Genomic DNA, 20970 nt, shown 5'->3' with positions numbered 1-20970 from the left:
GGAGTCCCACCATGTTGAAAGTGGCGATCGTCCTGCTACTGCTGGCTACCCTGGTGAGCCTGTTCAGCGGCCTGTTCTTCCTGGTCAAGGACCAGGGCCATGGTTCCCGCGTGGTCAATTCGCTGACCGTCCGCGTGGTGCTCGCCGCGGCGACCCTGGCGCTGGTCGCCTGGGGCTTCTACAGCGGCGAGCTGAACAGCCACGCGCCCTGGCATTTCTGATTCCCCCGGTGGCGGTCAGATCACGTAGACGAAGATGAACAGGCCGATCCAGACCACATCGACGAAGTGCCAGTACCAACTGGCGGCCTCGAAGCCGAAGTGGTGCTCGGCATCGAAGTGACCGCGCAGGATGCGGATCAGCATGATGCCGAGGATCAGCGCGCCGAGGGTCACGTGGGCGCCGTGGAAGCCGGTGAGCATGAAGAAGGTCGAGCCGTAGATACCGGCGCCGAGGGTCAGGCCCAGCTCGTTGTAGGCGTGCACGTACTCCTCGGCCTGCAGGATCAGGAAGGCGATCCCCAGCAGCACGGTCAACGCCAGCCAGGCCTTGAGCGGGCCGCGCTTGTTCTTCTTCAGGGCGTGGTGGGCGAAGGTCACGGTGAAGCTGGAGGTGACCAGCAGGATGGTGTTGATCAGCGGCAGCTTCCACGGCTCGATCACCGCGCTCGGCGGCGGGAACAGCTTCGGGTCCGGGGTCTGCAGCAGCGGCCAGCTGTACTGGAAGTTCGGCCAGAGCATGTGCGCCACGCCCTTGGCACCCTCGCCGCCGAGCCAGGGACCGGCGAAGTGGCGGACGTAGAACAGCGCGCCGAAGAAGGCGGCGAAGAACATCACCTCGGAGAAGATGAACCAGCTCATGCCCCAGCGGAACGAGCGGTCCATCTGCGCGCTGTAGAGTCCGGCGCGGCTCTCGCGGATGACGTTGCCGAACCAGCCGAACAGCATGTAGGCGATGATCAGCCCGCCGACGAAGAAGATCCACGGGCCATGGGATTCCTTGTGGCCGGCGGTGAGGTCGTTGAACCAGGTACCCAGGCCGAACACCGTCACCAGCAGGCCAATGCTGGCGATGATCGGCCACTTGCTCTGGGCGGGGACGTAATAGTGTTCGTGGCTTGCCATGTTGTTCTCCTTATCGTCCCGCAACCGGTACGGGCGGCTTCCGCGCAGTGATATCGAAGAGGGTGTAGGCCAGCGTCACGTGCCGCACATCCTTGGGCAGATCGCGGTCGACGATGAAGCGCACCGGCATCTCGATGCTCTCGCCGGGTTGCAGCACCTGCTGGGTGAAACAGAAGCATTCGGTCTTGTGGAAGTAGGCTGCGGCCTCGGCCGGGGCGATGCTCGGGATGGCCTGCGCGGTCATCGGCTTGTCGCTCGGGTTGCGCGCGTAGAACACCATCTGGTTCACCGCGCCGGGATGCACCACCAACTGGTCGCCGGCGGAGCGGAACTCCCAGACCATGTCGATATTGTTCGAGGTCATGAACTGCACCTTCACCTCGCGCCCGACATCCACCTGCTGCTCGCCGTTGTAGGCGCTGCCGGCGGTCTTGCCGTTGATCCCCAGGGCGCGGCACATCACGTCGTAGAGCGGCACCAGGGCGAAGCCGAAGGCGAACATCAGCACGGTCACCAGCAGCAGGCGGCCGACCAGGCGGCGGGTATCGACCTTGGCATCGCTCATGGCGCGCTCCTCACTTGACCTCGGGCGGGGTGCTGAAGGTGTGGTAGGGCGCCGGCGAGGGGATGCTCCACTCCAGGCCCTCGGCGCCGTCCCAGGGCTTGGCAGGGGCCGGCTTGCCGCCGCGGATGCACTTGATGACGATGAACAGGAACAGCAACTGGGTGGTGCCGAACATGAAGGCGCCGATCGACGAGACCATGTTGAAGTCGGCGAACTGCAGGTTGTAGTCGGGGATCCGTCGCGGCATGCCGGCGAGGCCGACGAAGTGCATCGGGAAGAACGCCAGGTTCATGCCGATGAAGCTCATCCAGAAGTGCAGCTTGCCGAGGGTCTCGTCGTACATGTGGCCGGTCCACTTCGGCAGCCAGTAGTAGGCCGAGGCGAAGATGCCGAAGATCGCGCCGGGCACCAGCACGTAGTGGAAGTGGGCGACCACGAAGTAGGTGTCGTGGTACTGGAAGTCCGCCGGGGCGATCGCCAGCATCAGTCCGGAGAAGCCGCCGATGGTGAACAGGATGACGAAGGCCACGGCGAACAGCATCGGCGTCTCGAAGGTCAGCGAACCCTCCCACATGGTGGTCACCCAGTTGAACACCTTCACCCCGGTGGGCACCGCGATCAGCATGGTGGCGTACATGAAGAACAGCTCGCCGGTGACCGGGATGCCGACCACGAACATGTGGTGCGCCCAGACCACGAAGGAGAGGAAGGCGATGCTGGCGGTGGCGTAGACCATCGAGGTGTAGCCGAACAGCGGCTTGCGCGCGAAGGTCGGGATGATCGCACTGACCGCACCGAAGGCGGGCAGGATCATGATGTACACCTCGGGGTGGCCGAAGAACCAGAACACGTGCTGGAACAGCACCGGGTCGCCGCCGCCGGCGGCGCTGAAGAAGCTGGTGCCGAAGTGGATGTCCATCAGCATCATGGTCACCACGCCGGCCAGCACCGGCATCACCGCGATCAACAGGAACGCGGTGATCAGCCAGGTCCAGACGAACAGCGGCATCTTCATCAGGGTCATGCCCGGGGCGCGCAGGTTGAGGATGGTGGCGATCACGTTGATCGCGCCCATGATCGAGCTGATCCCGGCCAGGTGGATGGCGAAGATGAAGAAGGTCACGCTGTGCGGGGCGAAGGTGGTCGACAGCGGCGCGTAGAAGGTCCAGCCGAAGTTGGGACCGCCGCCGGGCATGAACAGGGTGCTGACCAGCAGGCCGAAGGCCGCCGGCAGCAGCCAGAAGCTGAAGTTGTTCATCCGCGGCAGGGCCATGTCCGGCGCGCCGATCATCAGCGGGATCATCCAGTTGGCCAGGCCGACGAAGGCCGGCATCACCGCGCCGAAGACCATGATCAGGCCGTGCATGGTGGTCATCTGGTTGAAGAACGCCGGCTCGACGATCTGCAGGCCGGGCTGGAACAGCTCGGCGCGGATCACCATGGCCATCGAGCCGCCGAGCAGGAACATCATGAAGCTGAACCACAGGTAGAGGGTGCCGATGTCCTTGTGGTTGGTCGTCAGCACCCAGCGCATCAGGCCCTTGGCCGGTCCGTGGTGGTGGTCGCCGGCATGGTGGTCGGGCGTATCGATCACAGCACTCATGGCGGTCTCCTATTGTTGTTTCTGCTTGTAGGCGACGACGTCTTTCGGGGTGACCATGTCGCCATCGTCGTTGCCCCAGGCGTTGCGCTCGTAGGTGATCACCGCGGCCAGGTCGACCTCGTTGAGCTGCTTGCCGAAGGCCGCCATGGCGGTGCCGGGCACGCCGTTGAAGACCACTTCCAGGTGGTGCTCCTTGGGCCCGGTGACGATCTTCGAGCCCTTCAGCGCCGGGAACATCGGCGGCATGCCCTGGCCTTCGGCCTGGTGGCAGGCGGCGCAGATGGTGTGGTAGACCTTGTCGCCGCGCGCGACCAGTTCTTCCTTGGTCCACTCCTTGCTGGTCAGTTCCTTGACTTTCGCCGCCTCTTCCTTGCGCTTGGCCAGCCACTGGTCGAACTCGGCCTTGGGCTTGACGTCGACCACGATCGGCATGAAGCCGTGGTCCTTGCCGCACAGCTCGGCGCACTGGCCGCGGTAGATGCCGGGCTCGTCGACCTTGGTCCAGGCCTCGTTGACGAAGCCGGGGATGGCGTCGCGCTTGACCGCGAAGGCCGGCACCCACCAGGAATGGATCACGTCGCTGGAGGTGATCAGGAAGCGCACCTTGGTGCCCACCGGCAGCACCAGCGGCTCGTCCACCTCCAGCAGGTAATGCTCGTCCTTCGCCTGCCGGTTGTGGATCTGGTCCTGCGGGGTGGCCAGGTTGCTGAAGTACTCGACGTCCTGGCCCAGGTACTTGTACTGCCACTTCCACTGGTAGCCGGTGACCTGCACGTCCAGCTCCGGCTCGGAAGTGTCGTAGATGTGGATCAGGGTGCGGGTGGCGGGCACCGCCATCACCACCAGGATCACGAACGGCACCACCGTCCAGAGGATTTCCACCGTGGTGCTCTCGTGGAAATGCGCCGGCTGCTGGCCGGTGGAGCGGCGGTGGACGATCATCGACCAGAACATCGCGCCGAAGACCAGCACGCCGATCACCACGCAGATCCAGAAGATGGTCATGTGCAGGTCGAAGACGGACCGGCTCACCTCGGTAGCGCCCGGGGCCATGTTGACCGTCCAGGCGGCATTCGCCTGGCTGATCGCCGAGAGCAAAAGGAAGCCCATCCAGACTCGTGGATGTCGCAGCATTCGGGTTCCCCTTATCGTTGTTTTTATCCCGCCGGCAGACGCCAACGGCCAAGGGGTGGACCGCCAAGACAACGAACTTTGACCGTCGCACCTCGGCACACAGCAAGGCAGGCCGGGTTCATCAGGTTCAGCATTCGAGTGGGAGTATAGACAGCGGCTGCGACATAACAACGCAGCGTAAAAACGTCGCTGGAAAGTGCCGATTCTTCTCTAAAAGCCGCGAGCGGCGTGGCTTTGCAGGCGAATGGTGGCCGCCTGATATATCATCCTCGCATAACCACGAAGCGATTATGACAATCGCGTCTTAGCCGGCGCGCGCCGCCGGCTATGTTTCTCCTCTTCTTCACCATCCCCGTTGTATGGGAGAACCCATGAACACCGCTGCCCTCCGTGAACTCATCCAGCAGGCGCACCTCAGCGAAGCCCGCCACGGTCACCTGGCTGATCTGATAGCCAGCTGCCTGCCCCGCCTGCATCGCACCATCCAGCCGCAAGGCGAGAACACGGAAGACATACTCACCCGCTTCGTCCACGCCTACGTCGAACAGGTACCGGACCTGCTCGACGCCGCCAACAGCGTGGCCCGCGAAGCCGGCATCGAGGAACGGATCAAGCCGGTGCTGAAGGTCGCCGAGCAGTTCTTCCTCACCCCGCCGGCGTTGCTCGCCGGCCACGACGGCCTCGACGCCCTGCTCGATGAGGCCTACCTGGCGCACCGCCTGGTGGAAGAAGTGAACGACCGCTACATCGCCCACTTCGGCCAGGCGCTGATCCCGCTGGACACCACCGTGGCCAACCTGGTGGCCCACCAGTTGATCGGCGAGCCGTTCGCCAACCGGCTGGACGAAGCCGTCCACCATGCGGTGGAGAACATGCTCGACGCCACCACCTTCGACGCCGACTCGGCCCGCGCCTACCGCGAGAACCTGAAGAACCCGCGGGTGGTCGCCGCCTGGCAGCAGTGGCCGTGCCTGTCGAAGCAGCTCGGGGTGGAACTCAGCCTGGGCTGACCGCCCCGCCACTGCGCGCGCCGCCCAACCCGACGCTGCCGCGCAGGCGCCCTTCCAGGCGACGCTTCAAGGCGCGCGGTTCGATCACCAGGCGCGAGCCCTGCACCGGTGCCATCCGCCCCCAATCCTCGAGCAGCTCCATGCAGGCATGGTCGACATAGCTGAGGTTATCCATCGGTACGTGCAGGGTGGTCCCCGGCTTGACCTCGTCGAGCACCCGCGACAGCGCCGGCACCTTGAGGAAAGTCGCGGCGCCGCTCAGGCGCAGCTCGGCTTCATGCTCGCCGGTGTAGCGCAGGGCGATCTTCAGCCGCGCCGCCTTCAGCACCAGCTTCAGCAGGGTCAGGGCGAAGCCCACCAGCACGCCGGTCAGCAGGTCGGTGAAGACGATGGCCAGGGCGGTGGCCGCGTACACCAGCATCGGCATCCGGCCGTAGCGAGAGAGGTTGCCGAGGGCCTTGAAATCGACCAGCTTGACCCCGGTATAGACCAGCACCCCGGCCAGGCTCGCCACCGGAATCTGCCGCAGCAGGCTGCCGAGCAGGAGGACGAAGGCGAGCAACCAGAGGCCGTGGAAGATCGCCGAGGCGCGGGTTCGCGCACCGGCGTTGACGTTGGCCGAGCTGCGCACGATCACCCCGGTCATCGGCAGCGCGCCGAGCAGGCCGCAAAGCATGTTGCCGACACCCTGGGCGGACAGCTCGCGATCCATGTCCGAGCGCGGGCCGTCGTGCAGGCGATCCACCGCCGCCGCCGAGAGCAGGGTCTCCGCACTGGCGATGAAGGCCACCACCACCGCCGCCAGCAGCAGGGAGGGATCGGCCAGGGCCAGCAGGTCGGCCGGGCGTAGCCAGTCGATGGCCTCGCCGAGGTTGGCCGGTACCTCGACCCGCCGCACGTCCAGCGCCAGCCAGAGGCTGGCCAGGGTCGCCAGGCTCACGCCGAGCAGCGCGCCGGGTAGGAAGCGCAGGCGTTGCGGACGCAGCTTGTCCCAGCCCCACATCACCGCGATGGTGCCCAGCCCGAGCAGCGCCGCGTCGAGGCCGCTGTCCATGCCCAGCGAGCCGAGCGCGGCGAACGCCGCCTGGGGGAATGCCAGCAGGTTGTCGAGGCCGGACGCCTTGGGCGCCAGGTCGAGCATCACGTGCAATTGCGAAAGGACGATGAGGATGCCGATGCCGGCGAGCATCCCGTATACCACCGCCGGCGAGGTGACCCGGAACCAGCAGCCCAGGCGCAGCCGCCCGGCGAGCAGCTGGATGGCGCCGGCGAGCAGCAGGATCGGCCCGAGCATGGCCACCCCGTAGGTACGCACCAGTTCGAAGACCAGCACCGCGAGGCCGGCCGCCGGGCCGCTGACCTGTAGCGGCGAGCCGGCCAGGAAGCCGACCACCAGGCCACCGACGATGCCGGTGAGCAGGCCCTTGGCCGGCGGCATCCCGGAGGCGATGGCGATGCCCATGCACAGCGGCAGGGCGACGAGGAACACCACCACGGAGGCCATCAGGTCCCGCGGCAACGTGTCCCGGAGGGACGGAAACACCTTTGAAACATGCATGGCACAGTTCTCCTGCGAATTTTTTCCACGACGAGGGAGCGACGCCAGGACCAGGCCCGGCGCCGGTTGTGTGTGCGCAGTGTGTTTTTTCTTGTAATAGCGACCCGTTCAGCCCCGGAACGGGGCTTCCCAGAGGTCGTCCATGGCAGGAACGGCGAAAGGTGACGCGAAAACGCTGTTGTTATCCGGCGGCCCGCACGGCCGCCGCTATCACGAGTTCAGGTAGCGCGGCGCGGGCGTGGCCATCGGCACCGGATGCTCGCCGTCGAGGGGCAGGAAGCGACCCTGTTTGGCGTCGTAGGCGCGGATCTGCGCACTCTCGATGTCGTACACCCAGCCGTGGATGAACAGTTGCCCGCTGGCCAAGCGCGAGGCCACCGAGGGGTGGGTGCGCAGGTGATCGAGCTGGGCCACCACGTTCTCTTCGGTGAGCACCCCGAGGGTGTCGTGGCTGGCGCCGCAGTCGCAGTTGTCCGCCACCACCGTGCGTGCCACCTCGGCGTGCCGCAGCCAGGCCTTGACCGTCGGCATGCGTTCCAGGGTCTGCGGATCGAGCACGGCGCGCATCGCCCCGCAGTCGGAGTGACCGCAGACGATGATGTGGTGCACGCCCAGCGCCAGCACGGCGTATTCGATGGCGGTGGAGACGCCACCGTTCATCTGCCCGTAGGGCGGCACCACGTTGCCGACGTTGCGGGTGACGAACAGGTCGCCGGGGGAACTCTGGGTGATCAGCTCGGGAACGATGCGCGAATCCGCGCAGGTGATGAACATCGCCCGCGGCCGCTGGCTATTGGCGAGCTTCTTGAACAGCGCCTGCTGCTCGGGAAAGACCTCCCGGCGGAAATGCTGGAATCCATCGACAATCCTTTTCAATGCGTCGTCAGCGCTTTCCTGCTCTGGAGAATCGGACTTAACGCCCCGCATACGGTCTGGCATGGTTCGGAACCTCGATGAATGGATCGATTGAATTTTCCCACGTCTGCCGACGCTTTCCCCAGAGGAAAAAGGCACAACAAACGCAGAGCGACCTATGTGACCGACCGGTCACTTCTGGTGCTCAACGCTAATGCCCGAAGCTTAACCATAAATTAAAAAATCCCTCTATCTCGCACGTTGTCAGCTTTTTTCACGATATTTCCAGAGGATGTCGACAGGCTATCATGGCAAACGAGTGGCATTTCCATTCGTCCCGCATAAGTGGTGAAAGGTTTCAGTCAACCGGTTGGCTACGTGCAGGGAAATTCGTCGAATGGGAAAATCCGGCGCACCGCGCCAGCGGCCATGACCTGGCCGCCCGGCGCCAGCCAGCTATCAGAACAGGTCCAGTTGGCGGCGCACCGGCGCACCGGTGGGGAACAGCGGCAGGTTCGGCACGAAGCGCGCCAGCAGGCACGCCGCAGCCATTCGCTGGCGTTGCTGGCCGTCACGCAGGACCTGGCGGCAGCGCGCCTCGCCCAGAGGTTCGCCGAGCAGGTAGGCGCGCCCGGCGACGAAGCGTGCGCCGTGGTCCCGCCACCAGGCGGTAACCCGCGCCGCGTCCGGCCAGGTGAGGTTCTCATCGTCGTCGAGGGCGACGTCTTCGTCGTCGGGATCGTCGTTGGGGCCAGGGTCGTAGTCGGGCAAGGCCTCCAGCTCCAGGTCGAGCAGCGCCAGGTCGGCGCCGGTGATCAGGCTGAAGGCCTCGCCGGCGACCCGCGCCAGACTCTCGTCGCGCATCTGCTGGATCAGCCAGGGCACCGCCACCGGATCGCCGAACAGGCCGGTGGCCTGGATGCCGATCCGCCGCGTGTCCGCCGCCTGCATCAGTTGGCGAATCCAGGCCATGCTGGTGTCACGCGGCTGCCAGGCGAGCAGCACCATGGTCGCCGGCAGCTGGAACGGGCCGGGCTGCCCGGCGAACGCACGCAATGGCCCTAACGCCTCCTCGTCGCCCATCTGCGCGGTGGCCCAGTTGGCCCAGAAGCGCAGGCTCGGGTCGTCGTGGGCGCGGTAGGCGCGGATATTCGCCATCAGGTCGCGCCGACGCAGCTCGCCGGCGGTGCGCGCGGCGCGCGCCAGCACCGCCGGGTCGGCGTGGCCAAGGGCGGACAGCAGCGCCGGCCCCGGGTCATGCCGGTGCATGCCGCAGGCGGCCAGGCCAATGGCGCGGAACAGCGGCTCGGGCGAGGCCAGCAGGCGCTCCACCCAGGGCCGCGCCTGGCCCCAGTCGAGCCAGCCGAGGGCTGCGGCGAAGAATCGCGCGCCCTCGGGAAAACGCCGTAGGTGCTCGCACAACTGGGCCAGGGCTGTACCGTTCGTGCCACGAAACACCAGTATCGCAGCGACGAAAACCTCTCCCTCGGCGTTTGTGTCCAGCGCCTTCAGCACCAGGTCCAGGCTCCTCAGTCCACCTATCTGCAACGCATCCAGATGCGCCTCAATCCGATTGTCGAGATCCAGCAGGTGCGCCAGGTCGTAGTGGGGAGCACGCACGGCATGGTCGCGCAGCCCCGCCAGAAAGCCGGCCTCCTCGACGTGCTGGTCGATGACAGCGGCGACATTCATCGTCGGTCAGTTCTCCGGGCAGACATGACGCTGCCAGGTGCCGCCGTCGTAGCTGAGCACGCATTCATCGCCCACCACCCACATCACCTCGGGTTTGGCATCGATGGCGTAGTAAGCCTTCTTACCCTGCACTGGCACCTTGGTCTCACTCAGGCGCGTACCGTCGTACTCGAGCAACTGGTCGGTCGCGGTCACATAGAGCTTGCCGGCGAACTCCACCATATTCTCCAGTACCTCCGAGCACAGGTCGCGGTCGCCGATATCGGTCCAGCCGACCTGTGCGCTGCCGCGTAGCAGGATGCCGCCGGAACCGCCTATGTAGACAGTGCCATCGGCGGCGCAGTGCACGCAGTAGAGCGGCAGGTTGGTGGGCGCCGCCGATGCCTGCCAGCCCTTGCCGTCCCAATGCCAGATGGCGCCGGCATCGCCGACGGCATACACATCGTCGCGCGAAAACCCGTCTATACCGTTCAGGCAAGCGGTAACCTCGTCCCCCAGGGGGACATAAAGCCCCTGGTCGATACGCTGCCAAACGCCCTTGTTCTGCCGCAGCACCTGGTTCTGGGTGCCGCAGGCATAGAGCTCACCGTCCACCTCGCAGAGATCCATCAGGTAGACGTTGTCGATGTCCAGCGTGGCATCCGTGCTGGACTGCCCGGACGGGTGTTCACGCAACAGGCCGGCGCGTCCCAGGAAGCAGTAGTCACCTTTCTGCTGCCCGCGCCGCGGACTCCTCTGCAGGGCGCTGTAGACGACTTCGGGGATATCGTAGACGTGGAACCAGTCGTCCTGGTCGATCATCATCACCCGGGTCACGCTGGGTTCCGCGCCCTCCAGGTAGAGGTGCCCGGCGAGCAGCGCCTCTTGAGGCCCGATCGCAATGATGTTGGTGAAATAGAGGGCGGTCTCGCTCTTTGCCATGGTTCAGTTCCTATGGACGTCCCGCAGGTGCCGGCGCGGAACGCGCGGGTGGTATGACTTTTCCCGCCGCGCCCGAGGCGCGGAGGTTCGTGGCGGTGGTGCAGCCCGGCCCCTTCTTGGGCTTGGCCTTGTAGTACTGGTCGAGCTGGAAGGCGACGCACTCCTTTTCTTTTTTCGTCAGCTCGCGCGGCGGGCTCAACGCTCCCCCTGCCGAAGCAGCCGCGGTGTTGCGCGCGGTTTCGTACTTGAACGGCTTGCCTTTGTCGAAGTGGTCCAGTTCGACCGGATCGAACTTCGCGTGACAACGCTTGTGCGAGCCCTGGTGCTGGTTGCCGCGCGACACACAGATCACCGGGGCCTTGGAGTGGCTGTAGCCGGCCTTGCCGCGCATACAGCGACCAGGAATCAGGTGGTGGCCGGTCTGTGCGCCCCCGCCCGCCGTGCTAGGGCACGCCTTGCTGTAGGGCTGCAGGCGCAGGTGCTCCATGCCGGCACACTTGCCGCCCGGCTTGAAGGCCGCCTTCATCTTCGAGGTGTGCGGCCAGGTCGCGGTATTGCCGGGAGAGGGGTTGTGGTTGTGGGTGGTCAGGTCGAGATGGCGGACGACGTTCAGGCCTTCGATCTTCACGTCCATCGACCATGAAGTGAAATAGACCTTGCCGGTATTGGTACTGGTGATGATGCCTTTCTTCGGCGCACGCCCAGCCTCGTCGCCGTAGCTCTTCTTGAAGTGGCTCTTGTTCTTGAGCATCACTTCCTTGCGGGTGATCCTTACGGTCCGGCTACCTCGGGTGGTGTCCTTCGACATGCCGGTATTAGGGTAGGGGACCGGCACGCCCAACGGCGTCGGTGGTGCCTGAGGCGGCGTGAAGCAGACGTCGGGGAACGACGCTATCGATTTCCCCGAGGCCGACTTGCAGGAGAGCTCGCGGCCGTTGGCATAGACCTCGTTGGCCATCTAGTTCGCCCTCACTCGCTGGTAGCCAAGCACCACCGCGGCCCGTTCGCCAGCATCGTTGCCCGAATGACAGAGTACCTGCGGGCCGTGTGCATACCCCTTGCGTGAGGCGGCAAGGGCGATGCACAGCAGCGCGGGGCCTGTCATCGCTCCGCACTCGCCGATGCAATCCGCAGGGCTCCAGAGTTCGACGCGCTCCTTGCGCACCCGCAGGGTTCGACTCAAGGCCAGCGCGGCCTCCTTGAAGTAATACTGCTCGCCGGGGAGGTCTGCCAGGCGATAGTCGACAAGTTCGTAACCGAACCCGCAGTCCGCGAACGCCGCTTTCACCGCCTGGGTGAGGCCGTCCGCCCGCAGCGGCAGGCCCTCGCTTTCGACGGTAGCCTTCTCCACCCCGAACCCCAGCCCCAGGCACAGCAATTGCGGTTCCTCGCTGGCGCACGCGGCCGTCACCAGTACCGCCGCCGCGCCTTCGCCGGGGATGAAGCCATCCTGGCAGTGGCTGCCCAGCAGCCGGTCGCGTTCCTGGTAGGCCGCCAGCGTCGCCGCGGTCAGGTAGGAATCGACTCCGGCGATCAGCACCTTCGAACACCCCTGTTCGATGAGCTTGCGCGCGTTGAGGAGCGCCACCGCGGCGCTCACCCGACCGCGCGGGATGACGCAGGAACGTTCATGGAAGCGGTAACCCAGGCGCTCTTCGATGGCCTGTAGCAAAGGCTGCTCCAACCCCGCCAGTCGTCCGGGCCGGTCGACTTCGGCAACGCCAAGCAGCAACGGCATTTCGCGAATGTCCTCGGCGGGCAACCCGGCCACACATTCGGCGATGGCCATGGCAGCCATCCCCACCAATTGCGCGTAGCCGGAGGACGGCTCGGGCAGCATCACCGGAGCGCCGACCAACCATTCGCCGCCCTGGTCGATGAAACGGGTTTCCTGGAAGTTGTCCAGGGCGCAGCGGATCGCCGCGCAGCTGGCCGGCGCGCTGAGGCCGACCGCACTGACCATGCCGGAGGCGACGATGCTCAGGGCCTGGCTCATGCCTCGTCCTCCTCGGCCTGGCGGCTGCGTACCAGTGCGGCAAGCGAGGGGTAGTAGTCCTTGCCCAGCTCGCGGGCGCGCCACCAGGCGGCGGACTTGCTGCCGACCAGCACCTGGGCGATCTCGAACAGGTTGCGCTTCAACGGCCGGCGGATACGCCAGGTGACTTCCACGCGACGGGCGTCGCAGTCCACCAGCAGGGTATCGATCCGCGCCTGCGCGGTTTCGTGGCCACCCTTTTTCAGGAAGAAGGTCACCGGCACCTCCCTGCGCGGCACGCGGAAGGCCGCGCGCTCCTCGCCGGTGAGGTTGAGCAGCAGGACCTCCTCGCCGCCGCGCAGATGGTCGGTCCACTGGTCGGCCGGCGCGGACTGGAAGTAACGCTCGTCGAAGTCGGCGGGCAGGAACGGGAAGCGCTCGGCCAGCCAGGCGTCGTCGTAGCGACCGGCGAAGCCGACCCGGGCCTGCCAGTGGCGACCGAGCGGGCCGAGCGCCATCGGCGTGAAGCGGCCGTGGGGGCTGTCCACCGGCTCGCCGAGCTTTTCCGTGGCCGGCATCGGCGTGCCGACGATCTCGGCGGTGTCGGCGCTGCGCGGAAACCAGCCACATCCGGCCGGATTGGCCATGTAGCAATCCATGAAACCGGGGTTGTCCGGCGAGGCATGGCTGCCGCCGAAGGCACTGGCGTAGGAAATATCCTGGCGCTGGAACGGCTGCGCGACGCCCGCGCCGGCACCGAGCAATCCCGGTTCCCACTGGCGCGGCCCATGCACCGTCAGCGCCTTGCTCACCCGGCCGACGCGGATGCCCGCGGTCAACTGCTGTACCGGCCGCCCGCCGGGCGCCCGGGCGCTGCCCAGCACCAGCACATCGCAGAACGGCTTGAAGGGAACGAACTCGCACTCCCGGCGCGGCGCGGAAAGCCCCGGCTCGCCATAGAATTCATCGACCATCAGCAGCGTCTGCTGCTCGTCCAGCAGGCGCGCCTCGCGACCGTCCAGCGGCAGGTCGAAACTGCCCTTGGCGATCACCACCAGCGACTCCCGGCCTTCGGCGTCGAGCCCCTGGTTGTAGGCGGCGGCCAGCGGGGTGGCGTTCAACAGTTCCATGTCGGGCCCGCCGCGCTCAGTTGATCTGCACCGAACCGCCCTTGATCCGGTTGACCCCGGTGGAGCGGCTGGAAAGATAGGCGCCACGGATGATCACCTTGCCGGCGCGGGTCAGGGTGATGCTGGCCTTGCCGCAGCGCAGGACGATCTCGCGTTCGGCGCTGAACTCCAGGCGTTCGCCGTCCAGCCGGGCGGACGCTTCCTGCGGCAGGCGCTGGATACGCCCGATCACCAGTGGCTGGCGCGGGTCGCCGGCGACGAACAGCAAAGCCACCTGGGCGCCGATATCGGCGCGACTGAGCTGGGTGGTGGTGGCCGCCGCCAGGCCGTGCTCGCTCGGGCAACCGGGATAGGCGACCACCGGAGCGGCGGCGTCCGGCACGTCGAGGAGGACGCCGATGACCACGCCGTCCAGGCGCGCGGGAAGGGCCGTCGTGGCCCCAGGTAGATGGATCTCGACACTCATGCGCTGACTCCCTGGCTCTGCGCCGCTTCAGTTCTGGAGGATCTTGCGTCCCTTCACCACCACGTTCTTGTCGGCCTTGACGTTGATCGCCCCGGATCCGTCGATGGTGATGTTCTTGCCGCTGATGACGATGCTGCCGTCCTTCTTCATGCGGATGCTGGCGGCACCGGTGACCAGGGTGATCGAGTCGCCGGCGTTGAGCGTGAAGCTCTTGCCCACGTCCAGGCTATCGTCCTTGCCCACCGAGGTATCGCGGCCCTGGCCGACGCTGCGCGACTCGTTCTTGCCGATGCTGGTGCTCTGGTTGCCGCCTATGTCGATGGTCTCGTTGGCGCCCACCGACTCGCTGCGGTCGGCGCCGATGCTGATCGTCTCGTTGTTGCCCACCGACTCGCTACGGTTCGCGCCGATGCTGATGGTCTCGTCGTTGCCGACGTCCTCGGTGCGATTGGCACCGATGCTGATCTTCTCGTTGCTGCCGACCTTCTCGGTGCGGTCGACGCCGATGCTGATAGTCTCGTTGCTGCCGACGTCCTCGGTGCGGTTCGCGCCGATACTGATCTTCTCGTTGTTGCCGACCTTCTCGGTGCGGTCGACGCCGATGGTGATGGTCTCGTTGTTGTCCACGGTCTCGGTGCGATCGTGCTTCACATGCACCGTCTCGTCGTGGTCGATGGTCTTGGTCCGGTCGTGGCCGACCCAGTGGCTCTCGTCGTTCTCGACCTCGATGTCCTGGTTCTTCTCGGCATGGATGAACAACTGCTCGGCGCCCTTCTTGTCCTCCATGCGGATCTCGTTGAAGTTGGCCGGCGTGCCGCCCTTGCTCGAACGGCTCTTGGTGCCGCTCTGGGTAGCGTTCGCCGGCAGCTCGTAGGGCACCGTCTGCTCGGCGTTGTAGACCCGCCCGGTGATGATCGGCCGGTCCGGGTCGCCTTCGAGGAAGCTGACGATCACTTCCTGGCCGATCCGCGGGATCTGGATCGAGCCCCAGTTCTTCCCCGCCCAGGCCTGCGAGACGCGCATCCAGCAGGAGCTGTTCTCGTTGGACTGGTCGTGGCGGTCCCAGTGGAAATGCACCTTGACCCGGCCATACTGGTCGGTCCAGATCTCCTCGCCCTTGGGCCCGACCACCACCGCAGTCTGCGGGCCACGGACGATCGGCAGCGGAGTGGTCGGCAAGGGGCGGTAGGCCTGGCCGGCATCGATGCAGTCCAGCTCGCTTTCGAACTGCGCGCCCACCCCGCCGCCGCCGGTCTCGTAGAGTTCCTGGACCACCCGGTAATCGGCACCGACCACCAGGTACTCGCGGTTCTGGTCCTCGCGCGGGTAGCCGCTGAGCTTGAACAGGTGGCCCGAACCGAGGCCGCGGGCGCGGCCGCGCAGGCGCACCCGTTCGTAGCGCGCCTGCAAGGCTTCGATACGGGTCCGCGCGTACTGCTCGCCGTCCTGGCTCTGCACGTATTCGCCGGGGTAGTCGTACAGCGGGTAGTCGGCCGCCGCGTGCGAGCGGGCGATGTTCGAACGCACCTCCAGGCGCGCGCCGGGACGCTGGAAGTCGTAGTCGTTGAGGCTCAGTGAGCCGGACTGCACCTCGCGCGCCATGTGCCAGTCGTAGAAATGGTCGCGCTCGCGCTGTTCCAGGGTCGGCGGGTAGTAGGGCACGCTGGCGTAGTTCGGCGGGCTCTGGTGCGCGCCGTAGGCGTCGGAGAGCACCAGGATGTGGCGGCTCTGCTCATGGCGGAACCAGTAGTAGATGCCTTCCTGCTCCATCAGCCGGCTGACGAAGTCGAAACTGGTCTCGCGGTACTGCACGCAGTATTCCCACTCGCGGTAGGAGCGGCTCAGGGCGTCCTCGAAGTCGGAGAAGCCGAGGTCGCGGAACACCTGCTTGATGATGTCCGGGACCTTCTGGTTCTGGAAGATGCGGCAGTCGGAGGTGCGCGTCAGCAGCCACAGCCAGGGGCGCAGGGTGACCTGGTAGCTGGCGAACTGGCCGTTGCCGGATCCCTGGCTGCAAGCGGCGACGATGCCGTGGAAATGCCGCCGGCTGCCGTCGTGCAGTTCCAGCGCCAGGCTGGCCGGCTTGCCCAGCAGCCCGTCGAGTGGCAGGTCGGGGTTTTCCGAGATCAGTTCCAGCTCGTAGGCGAACGGCCGGCCGAGCTCTTCGCGACCCTCCATTCGCTGCAATTGCAGGACCTCCGCGCCGAGCGGACTGTCGACCCGGACCAGGCGGGTCTGTTGCGCAAGTGCCATGAAATCATCCTTGATCCACGTCCATCACTGGCGCCGTTGGAGCGGCGCCACCCAAGCAGCATAGGCGCGGATGCGGTGGAAAGGGGAGCTGCGTGACACAGATTCCGACGAGCGCCCCGACCGACGGCGAACAGGCAGAAGGCCATCACGAAAGGCCGCTTCGGGCCAGGAAAGCCTTGATTCGCGAGCAACATTCCGTAAAGCTTTTGTCCAGCAATAACTCACTCAGAATCCTAGGGAAGGGGTTAACACAGTGACGCTCTATCGCCTCCACGAAGCCGATCTCGAGATTCCCGATGCCTGGCAGGACCAGAGCATCAACATCTTCAAGCTCCCCGCCAGCGGCCCCGCCCGCGAAGCCAGTTTCGTCATCAGCCGCGACGCCAGCCAGGGCGACGCGCCGTTCGCCGACTATGTCGCCCGCCAACTGGAAAACGCCGAGAAGCAATTGCCCGGCTTCAAGCTGCACAAGCGCTGGGACATCAACATCCACGGCCACGCCGCCGTGCTCCTCGACTACCAGTGGCAGCGCGAGGGCCGCGACTTGATGCTGCGCCAGGTATTCATCGAGCGCCGCCCGGCGGTGCTGATCACCACCCTGACCACCACCCCGGCTGACCTGCCGCACCACGAGCCGGCCTGGAAGCAGGCGATGCAGACCCTGGTCCCGCGCCCGACCCCTAGCTGATCCGAGTACCGACGCATGGATGCGCAAGCCGCCGCCCGACTGGGCGATGAGATAGCCCACGGTTTCGGTGTCGCCGCGATGGTCGCCGGAGCCGTGGCCGGAGCCCTGATCGGCGCCGCCGTGGTCGCCGCCACCGCCGCCACCGGCGGCCTGGCCGCGGTGATCCTGGCCGGTTCGATCGCCGCCGGCGGGCTGTCGATGTTCCAGATCGTCAAGGGCCTGACCACCATCTTCGAGCTACCCGAGCCGACCACCGGGGTGCTCATACGCGGCAGCTTCAACGTCTACGTGAACAGTCGCAACGCGATGCGCGCCGGCGACGACGTCTCCGCCACCTGCAGCGGCCTGCCGCTGAACCATCCGCTGTGGCCGTTCCCGGTGCTGATCGCCGAAGGCAGCGCCACCGTGTACATCAACGGCAAGCCGGCGGCGCGCCTGCAGAGCAAGATGGTCTGCGGCGCGCACATCAAGACCGGCAGCCAGGACACCTTCATCGGCGGCCCCACCGAGCGGGTGGCCTTCGTCCTCGACCTGGAGGAATGGCTGCACACCGGCCTCGAGGCGCTGGGCCTGGCGGCCCTTGCCGGCGGCCTGCTGCTGGCGGCGATGGCCGGGGTCGCGGCGCTGGTTGGAGTGGTCGCCATCGGCGGCCTGATGATGGGCGGCATGGCCCTGCTCGGCGACCTCGGCGACCGCTTCGGTCCCGGCTACCGCGACCTGTTCCAGGGCGTGGCCGGCATGGCGCTGCTGGGCTTCGGACCGAAGATGGCACGGCTCGGCAACGCACCCAAGGGCGCGCCGAAGACCCAGGTGCCGAAAGGCTTCGAGAAGGTCTATGGCAAGGCGCCGGCAGCCAAGGCCGAGATCGACGCGGTGGCCGACGGACTGGCGGCGAAGCACGGCGGCAGGGTCGCCAAGGCACCGATCAAGTCGCGCGAACGCGCCATGCAGAAGATCAACAACGACTACAAGGGCGATCCGACCAAGATCAAGGATCTGGCCCGCAACACCATCATCGTCGAAGGCGACAAGGTGAACACCGTTGCCGCCGAGCTGGCCAACCGCGGCGCCAAGGTCAAGGTGATCGACGGCAACGCCGACCCGCTCGGCTACAGCGGGGTGAACTCGACGATGAACACCAAGGCCGGGATACCCGGCGAGATCCAGGTCAACTCGCCGGAGATGATCTACGCCAAGGAGTCGGAGGACATGGCTCGCATCCTCCTCGGCAACGACACCTACGACGCGGTGGCGGCCAAGGCCGGCGTACCCGGAGGGCAGGGCCACAAGTACTATGAGGACTGGCGGGTACTGGATCCGAAGTCCCCGGAGGCCCAGGCCATCGCCGAGAAGAGCCGGGCGTACTACGACGCAGTGAGGAAAGGCAATGGCAATTGAAAAGGGCGAAGCGTTCGCCAGGCGCGATATCTACATCGACTACGACTTCGAAGACGTCACCTACCGCTGGGACCATCGGCAGGGCACGATCCACGTGCGCTTCTACGGCGAAGCCGAATCCCCCGAGCCGGTTGAGCACGACAACCGCCTGTTCAACGATGCGCTGCGTTTCGGCCGGGAAATCACCCGCGAGGAGTACGAGACGGGCTTTCCCAAGGGCTGAAGCGGCGCAGCCATGTCCCCCGTGAACTATGTCGAACGCGCCCTGGCGCTGGTCGCCGAGCGGCTGGCCCGGCATCCGCAATGCGGGATGCTGCTCTCCGTGGAAAAGCAGTTGCTGTACCTGAAAGCCGTGCTGCTCGACCGCAGCCTGGACCGTTCCGCGTTGCACCGGCTGAGCTTCGGCGGCATCGCCGGGAAAGAGTTCGAGGAGACCGACCCGGAACTCGCCAGGGCCCTCAAGGACGCATTCTACGTCGGCATACGCACTGGCCGCGGCCTGAAGGTCGACCTACCCTGAGCGCAACACCATCGGTCTTGAGCGACCGCCGCTTCTGCCTGGCGAGGAGATGCGCGAATCGTCAAGGCTCCCGCGGCGTCCTGCCCGAGGGCGGGCGGCCAGGATGCCGCCGCCTCAGCCCTTCGCCGGCGGCGGAAACATCGCCTGTACCTGGCCGTCGATGGTGCCCTGCACGCCCTTGCCCTTGGCGTCGACCTCGCTGGCACCGCCGGAATTTAGGTCGAGGCGGCCGCCGGTGTCGATGTTGCCGTTGCCGCTGGCGTAGAGGTTGAAGGCGCTGCCGGAGATATTGATGGTGCCGTCGGCGTTGAACTCCACCACGCTCTTGCCGCAGACCAGGCGGATCTGCGCGCCGGCCTCGATCAGGTAGGTGCCGGTGACGCTGTCGCTCTTCGCCCCGCCCACCAGCAGGGTGTCGTTGAGCTTCACCGCGCGGGTGCGGTTGTTGCCGATGCGCGCCAGCTCGTCGTGGCCGATGCTCTTGTTGCGGTCGTGGCCGACCGACAGCGAGGCATCGTTCTCGACCAGGTTGTCCTGGTTGCGCTCGGCGTGGATGTATAACTGCTCGGCGCCCTTCTTGTCCTCCATGCGGATCTCGTTGAAGTTGGCCGGCGTGCCGCCCTTGCTCGAACGGCTCTTCATCCCGCTCTGGGTGGCGTTCGCCGGCAGCTCGTAGGGCACCGTCTGCTCGGCGTTGTAGACCCGCCCGGTGATGATCGGCCGGTCCGGGTCGCCTTCGAGGAAGCTGACGATCACTTCCTGGCCGATCCGCGGGATCTGCATCGAACCCCAGTTCTTCCCGGCCCAGGCCTGGGACACGCGAATCCAGCAGGAGCTGTTCTCGTTCGACTGGTCGTGGCGATCCCAGTGGAAGTGCACCTTGACCCGGCCGTACTGGTCGGTCCAGATCTCCTCGCCCTTGGGTCCGACCACCACCGCGGTCTGCGGACCCCGCACCACCGGTACCGGAGTCTGCGGCAGGAGACGGAACGACTGGCTGGCGTCGATGCAGTCCAGCTCGCTCTCGAACTGCGAGCCGGCGCCGCCGCTGCCGGTTTCGTAGAGTTCCTGGACCACCCGGTATTCGGCGCCGACCACCAGGTACTCGCGGTTCTGGTCATCGCGCGGATAGCCGCTCAGGCGGAACAGGTGCCCGGCGCCGATCCCGCGCACCACGCCGCGCAGGCGCACGCGCTCGTGCTGCGCCTGGATCGCCTCGATGCGGTTGCGCGCGTACTGCTCGCCGTCCTGGCTCTGCACGTATTCGCCGGGATAGTCGTACAGCGGGTAGTCGGCCGCCGCGTGCGGCCGGGCGATGTTCGAACGCACCTCCAGGCGCGCGCCGGGGCGCTGGAAGTCGTAGTCGTTGAGGGTCAGCGAACCGGGCTGGACCTCGCGTGCCATCTGCCAGTCGAAGAAGTGGTCGCGCTCGCGATGGCCGAGGGTCGGCGGGTAGTAAGGCACGCTGGCGTAGCCACCCGGGCTGCGATGCGCGCCGTAGGCGTCGGAGAGCACCAGGATGTGGCGCTTCTGCTCATGGCGGAACCAGTAGTAGATGCCCTCCTGTTCCATCAGCCGGCTGATGAAGTCGAAGCTGGTCTCGCGGTACTGCACGCAGTATTCCCACTCGCGGTAGGGGCGCGTGAGGGCATCCTCGAAATCGGAAAAGCCGAGGTCGCGGAACACCTGCTTGATGATCTCCGGCACGCTCTGGTTCTGGAAGATGCGGCAGTCCGAGGTGCGCGTCAGCAGCCACGGCCAGGGCCGCTGGATGGCCTGGTAGCCGGCGAACTGGCCGTGCCCGGCCACCTGGCTACAGCGCGCGACGATACCGTGAAAGAAGCGCCGGCTGCCGCCGGGCAGCTCCAGCGACAGGCTCATCGGCTTGCCGAGCAACTGCTCCAGCGGCAGGTTGGGATTTTCCGATACCAGGTGCAGCTCGTAGGCGAACAGCCGTCCCAGTTCCTCGCGTCCCTCCATGCGCTGCAACAGCAGCACGTCCGGCCCCAGCGGGCAATCCACCTGGACCAGGCGGGTCAGTTGCATCAATCCCATCGACGGTTCCTTCTACTGCTCTG

General features: G+C 66.2%; 20 protein-coding genes. 6 read left to right on the top strand and 14 right to left on the bottom strand.

Annotated features, from left to right (window positions below):
* Nucleotides 1–11: 11 nt before the first annotated feature.
* The gene (locus VQ067_RS00790) at nt 12–221 is read left to right on the top strand and encodes a twin transmembrane helix small protein (protein WP_003110653.1); all 210 of its coding nucleotides are present in this window, start codon (nt 12–14) and stop codon (nt 219–221) included.
* Between the two features lie 15 nt (nt 222–236).
* On the opposite strand, the gene VQ067_RS00785 is transcribed toward VQ067_RS00790, so the two are convergent.
* Genes VQ067_RS00785 through coxB form a run of 4 tightly spaced genes read right to left on the bottom strand, consistent with a single transcriptional unit; the run spans nt 237 to nt 4426 of the window.
* On the bottom strand, nt 237–1124 hold the full coding sequence (locus VQ067_RS00785) for a cytochrome c oxidase subunit 3 (protein ID WP_003115030.1): 888 nt from the start codon (nt 1122–1124) through the stop codon (nt 237–239).
* A 10-nt stretch (nt 1125–1134) separates the two neighbouring features.
* Nucleotides 1135–1689, bottom strand: coding sequence for a cytochrome c oxidase assembly protein (locus VQ067_RS00780; protein WP_003110652.1), 555 nt, complete (start codon nt 1687–1689; stop codon nt 1135–1137).
* Nucleotides 1690–1699: 10 nt separating this feature from the next.
* Nucleotides 1700–3292, bottom strand: coding sequence for a cytochrome c oxidase subunit I (ctaD, locus tag VQ067_RS00775; RefSeq protein ID WP_003083723.1), 1593 nt, complete (start codon nt 3290–3292; stop codon nt 1700–1702).
* A gap of 9 nt (nt 3293–3301) precedes the next feature.
* Complete coding sequence (gene coxB / locus VQ067_RS00770) at nt 3302–4426, bottom strand: cytochrome c oxidase subunit II (protein WP_003101203.1); 1125 nt, start codon at nt 4424–4426, stop codon at nt 3302–3304.
* Between the two features lie 371 nt (nt 4427–4797).
* Between coxB and VQ067_RS00765 the strand changes: the two genes are divergently transcribed.
* Entirely contained in the window at nt 4798–5436 is a 639-nt protein-coding gene (locus VQ067_RS00765) for a hypothetical protein (RefSeq protein WP_016254346.1), read from the top strand.
* On the opposite strand, the gene VQ067_RS00760 is transcribed toward VQ067_RS00765, so the two are convergent.
* The 9 genes from VQ067_RS00760 to vgrG1b all read right to left on the bottom strand — a co-directional run bounded on the left by VQ067_RS00760 (nt 5423) and on the right by vgrG1b (nt 16286).
* Nucleotides 5423–6994: a SulP family inorganic anion transporter gene (locus VQ067_RS00760; RefSeq protein ID WP_003128311.1), complete on the bottom strand. Its 1572-nt coding sequence runs from the start codon at nt 6992–6994 to the stop codon at nt 5423–5425. The two genes, VQ067_RS00765 and VQ067_RS00760, sit on opposite strands and share 14 nt — an antisense overlap.
* 210 nt (nt 6995–7204) lie before the next feature.
* The gene (locus VQ067_RS00755; protein WP_003083701.1) at nt 7205–7933 is read right to left on the bottom strand and encodes a carbonic anhydrase; all 729 of its coding nucleotides are present in this window, start codon (nt 7931–7933) and stop codon (nt 7205–7207) included.
* Between the two features lie 375 nt (nt 7934–8308).
* Entirely contained in the window at nt 8309–9541 is a 1233-nt protein-coding gene (locus tag VQ067_RS00750) for a TIGR02270 family protein (protein WP_003110651.1), read from the bottom strand.
* 6 nt (nt 9542–9547) lie between these two features.
* Nucleotides 9548–10462 carry a WD40/YVTN/BNR-like repeat-containing protein gene (locus tag VQ067_RS00745; RefSeq protein ID WP_033990899.1) on the bottom strand — a complete coding sequence of 305 codons (915 nt, stop codon included), beginning with the start codon at nt 10460–10462 and terminating at the stop codon, nt 9548–9550.
* A gap of 10 nt (nt 10463–10472) precedes the next feature.
* On the bottom strand, nt 10473–11420 hold the full coding sequence (locus VQ067_RS00740; RefSeq protein ID WP_003123791.1) for a DUF4150 domain-containing protein: 948 nt from the start codon (nt 11418–11420) through the stop codon (nt 10473–10475).
* Nucleotides 11421–12458 carry a 3-oxoacyl-ACP synthase gene (locus VQ067_RS00735; protein WP_003110648.1) on the bottom strand — a complete coding sequence of 346 codons (1038 nt, stop codon included), beginning with the start codon at nt 12456–12458 and terminating at the stop codon, nt 11421–11423.
* A complete protein-coding gene (locus tag VQ067_RS00730; RefSeq protein WP_023081672.1) occupies nt 12455–13567 on the bottom strand; it encodes a DUF2169 family type VI secretion system accessory protein in 1113 nt (370 codons plus the stop codon). The genes VQ067_RS00735 and VQ067_RS00730 overlap by 4 nt, the downstream gene beginning before the upstream one ends.
* A 16-nt stretch (nt 13568–13583) precedes the next feature.
* Complete coding sequence (locus tag VQ067_RS00725; protein WP_003083695.1) at nt 13584–14033, bottom strand: DUF6484 domain-containing protein; 450 nt, start codon at nt 14031–14033, stop codon at nt 13584–13586.
* 27 nt (nt 14034–14060) lie between these two features.
* Nucleotides 14061–16286 (bottom strand): type VI secretion system spike protein VgrG1b, encoded by a 2226-nt coding sequence (vgrG1b, locus tag VQ067_RS00720; protein WP_033990902.1) that lies wholly within the window; start codon nt 16284–16286, stop codon nt 14061–14063.
* A gap of 253 nt (nt 16287–16539) precedes the next feature.
* On the opposite strand from vgrG1b, the gene eagT6 reads away from it, so the two are divergent.
* From eagT6 to VQ067_RS00700, 4 genes are read left to right on the top strand one after another with little or no spacing between them, the layout of a single operon-like run.
* Nucleotides 16540–16974 (top strand): type VI secretion system effector EagT6, encoded by a 435-nt coding sequence (gene eagT6 / locus VQ067_RS00715; RefSeq protein WP_003083692.1) that lies wholly within the window; start codon nt 16540–16542, stop codon nt 16972–16974.
* 15 nt (nt 16975–16989) lie between these two features.
* A complete protein-coding gene (gene tas1, locus VQ067_RS00710) occupies nt 16990–18372 on the top strand; it encodes a T6SS effector (p)ppApp synthetase Tas1 (RefSeq protein ID WP_023092250.1) in 1383 nt (460 codons plus the stop codon).
* Entirely contained in the window at nt 18362–18595 is a 234-nt protein-coding gene (gene tis1 / locus VQ067_RS00705; protein WP_003083689.1) for a T6SS immunity factor Tis1, read from the top strand. Before tas1 ends, tis1 begins: the two co-directional genes overlap by 11 nt.
* A 12-nt stretch (nt 18596–18607) precedes the next feature.
* Entirely contained in the window at nt 18608–18892 is a 285-nt protein-coding gene (locus tag VQ067_RS00700) for an immunity protein Tsi6 family protein (RefSeq protein WP_003111794.1), read from the top strand.
* 114 nt (nt 18893–19006) lie between these two features.
* Here the strand turns inward: VQ067_RS00700 and vgrG1a are convergent, their stop codons facing one another.
* Nucleotides 19007–20938, bottom strand: coding sequence for a type VI secretion system spike protein VgrG1a (gene vgrG1a / locus VQ067_RS00695; RefSeq protein WP_340080958.1), 1932 nt, complete (start codon nt 20936–20938; stop codon nt 19007–19009).
* Nucleotides 20939–20970 lie beyond the last annotated feature (32 nt).

This window comes from Pseudomonas sp. KBN12P06040 (genome assembly GCF_037574965.1).
Classification (GTDB): domain Bacteria; phylum Pseudomonadota; class Gammaproteobacteria; order Pseudomonadales; family Pseudomonadaceae; genus Pseudomonas; species Pseudomonas aeruginosa.
The sequence above is the reverse complement of the archived record's forward strand: the minus strand, read 5'-3'. Positions and strand labels throughout refer to the sequence as shown.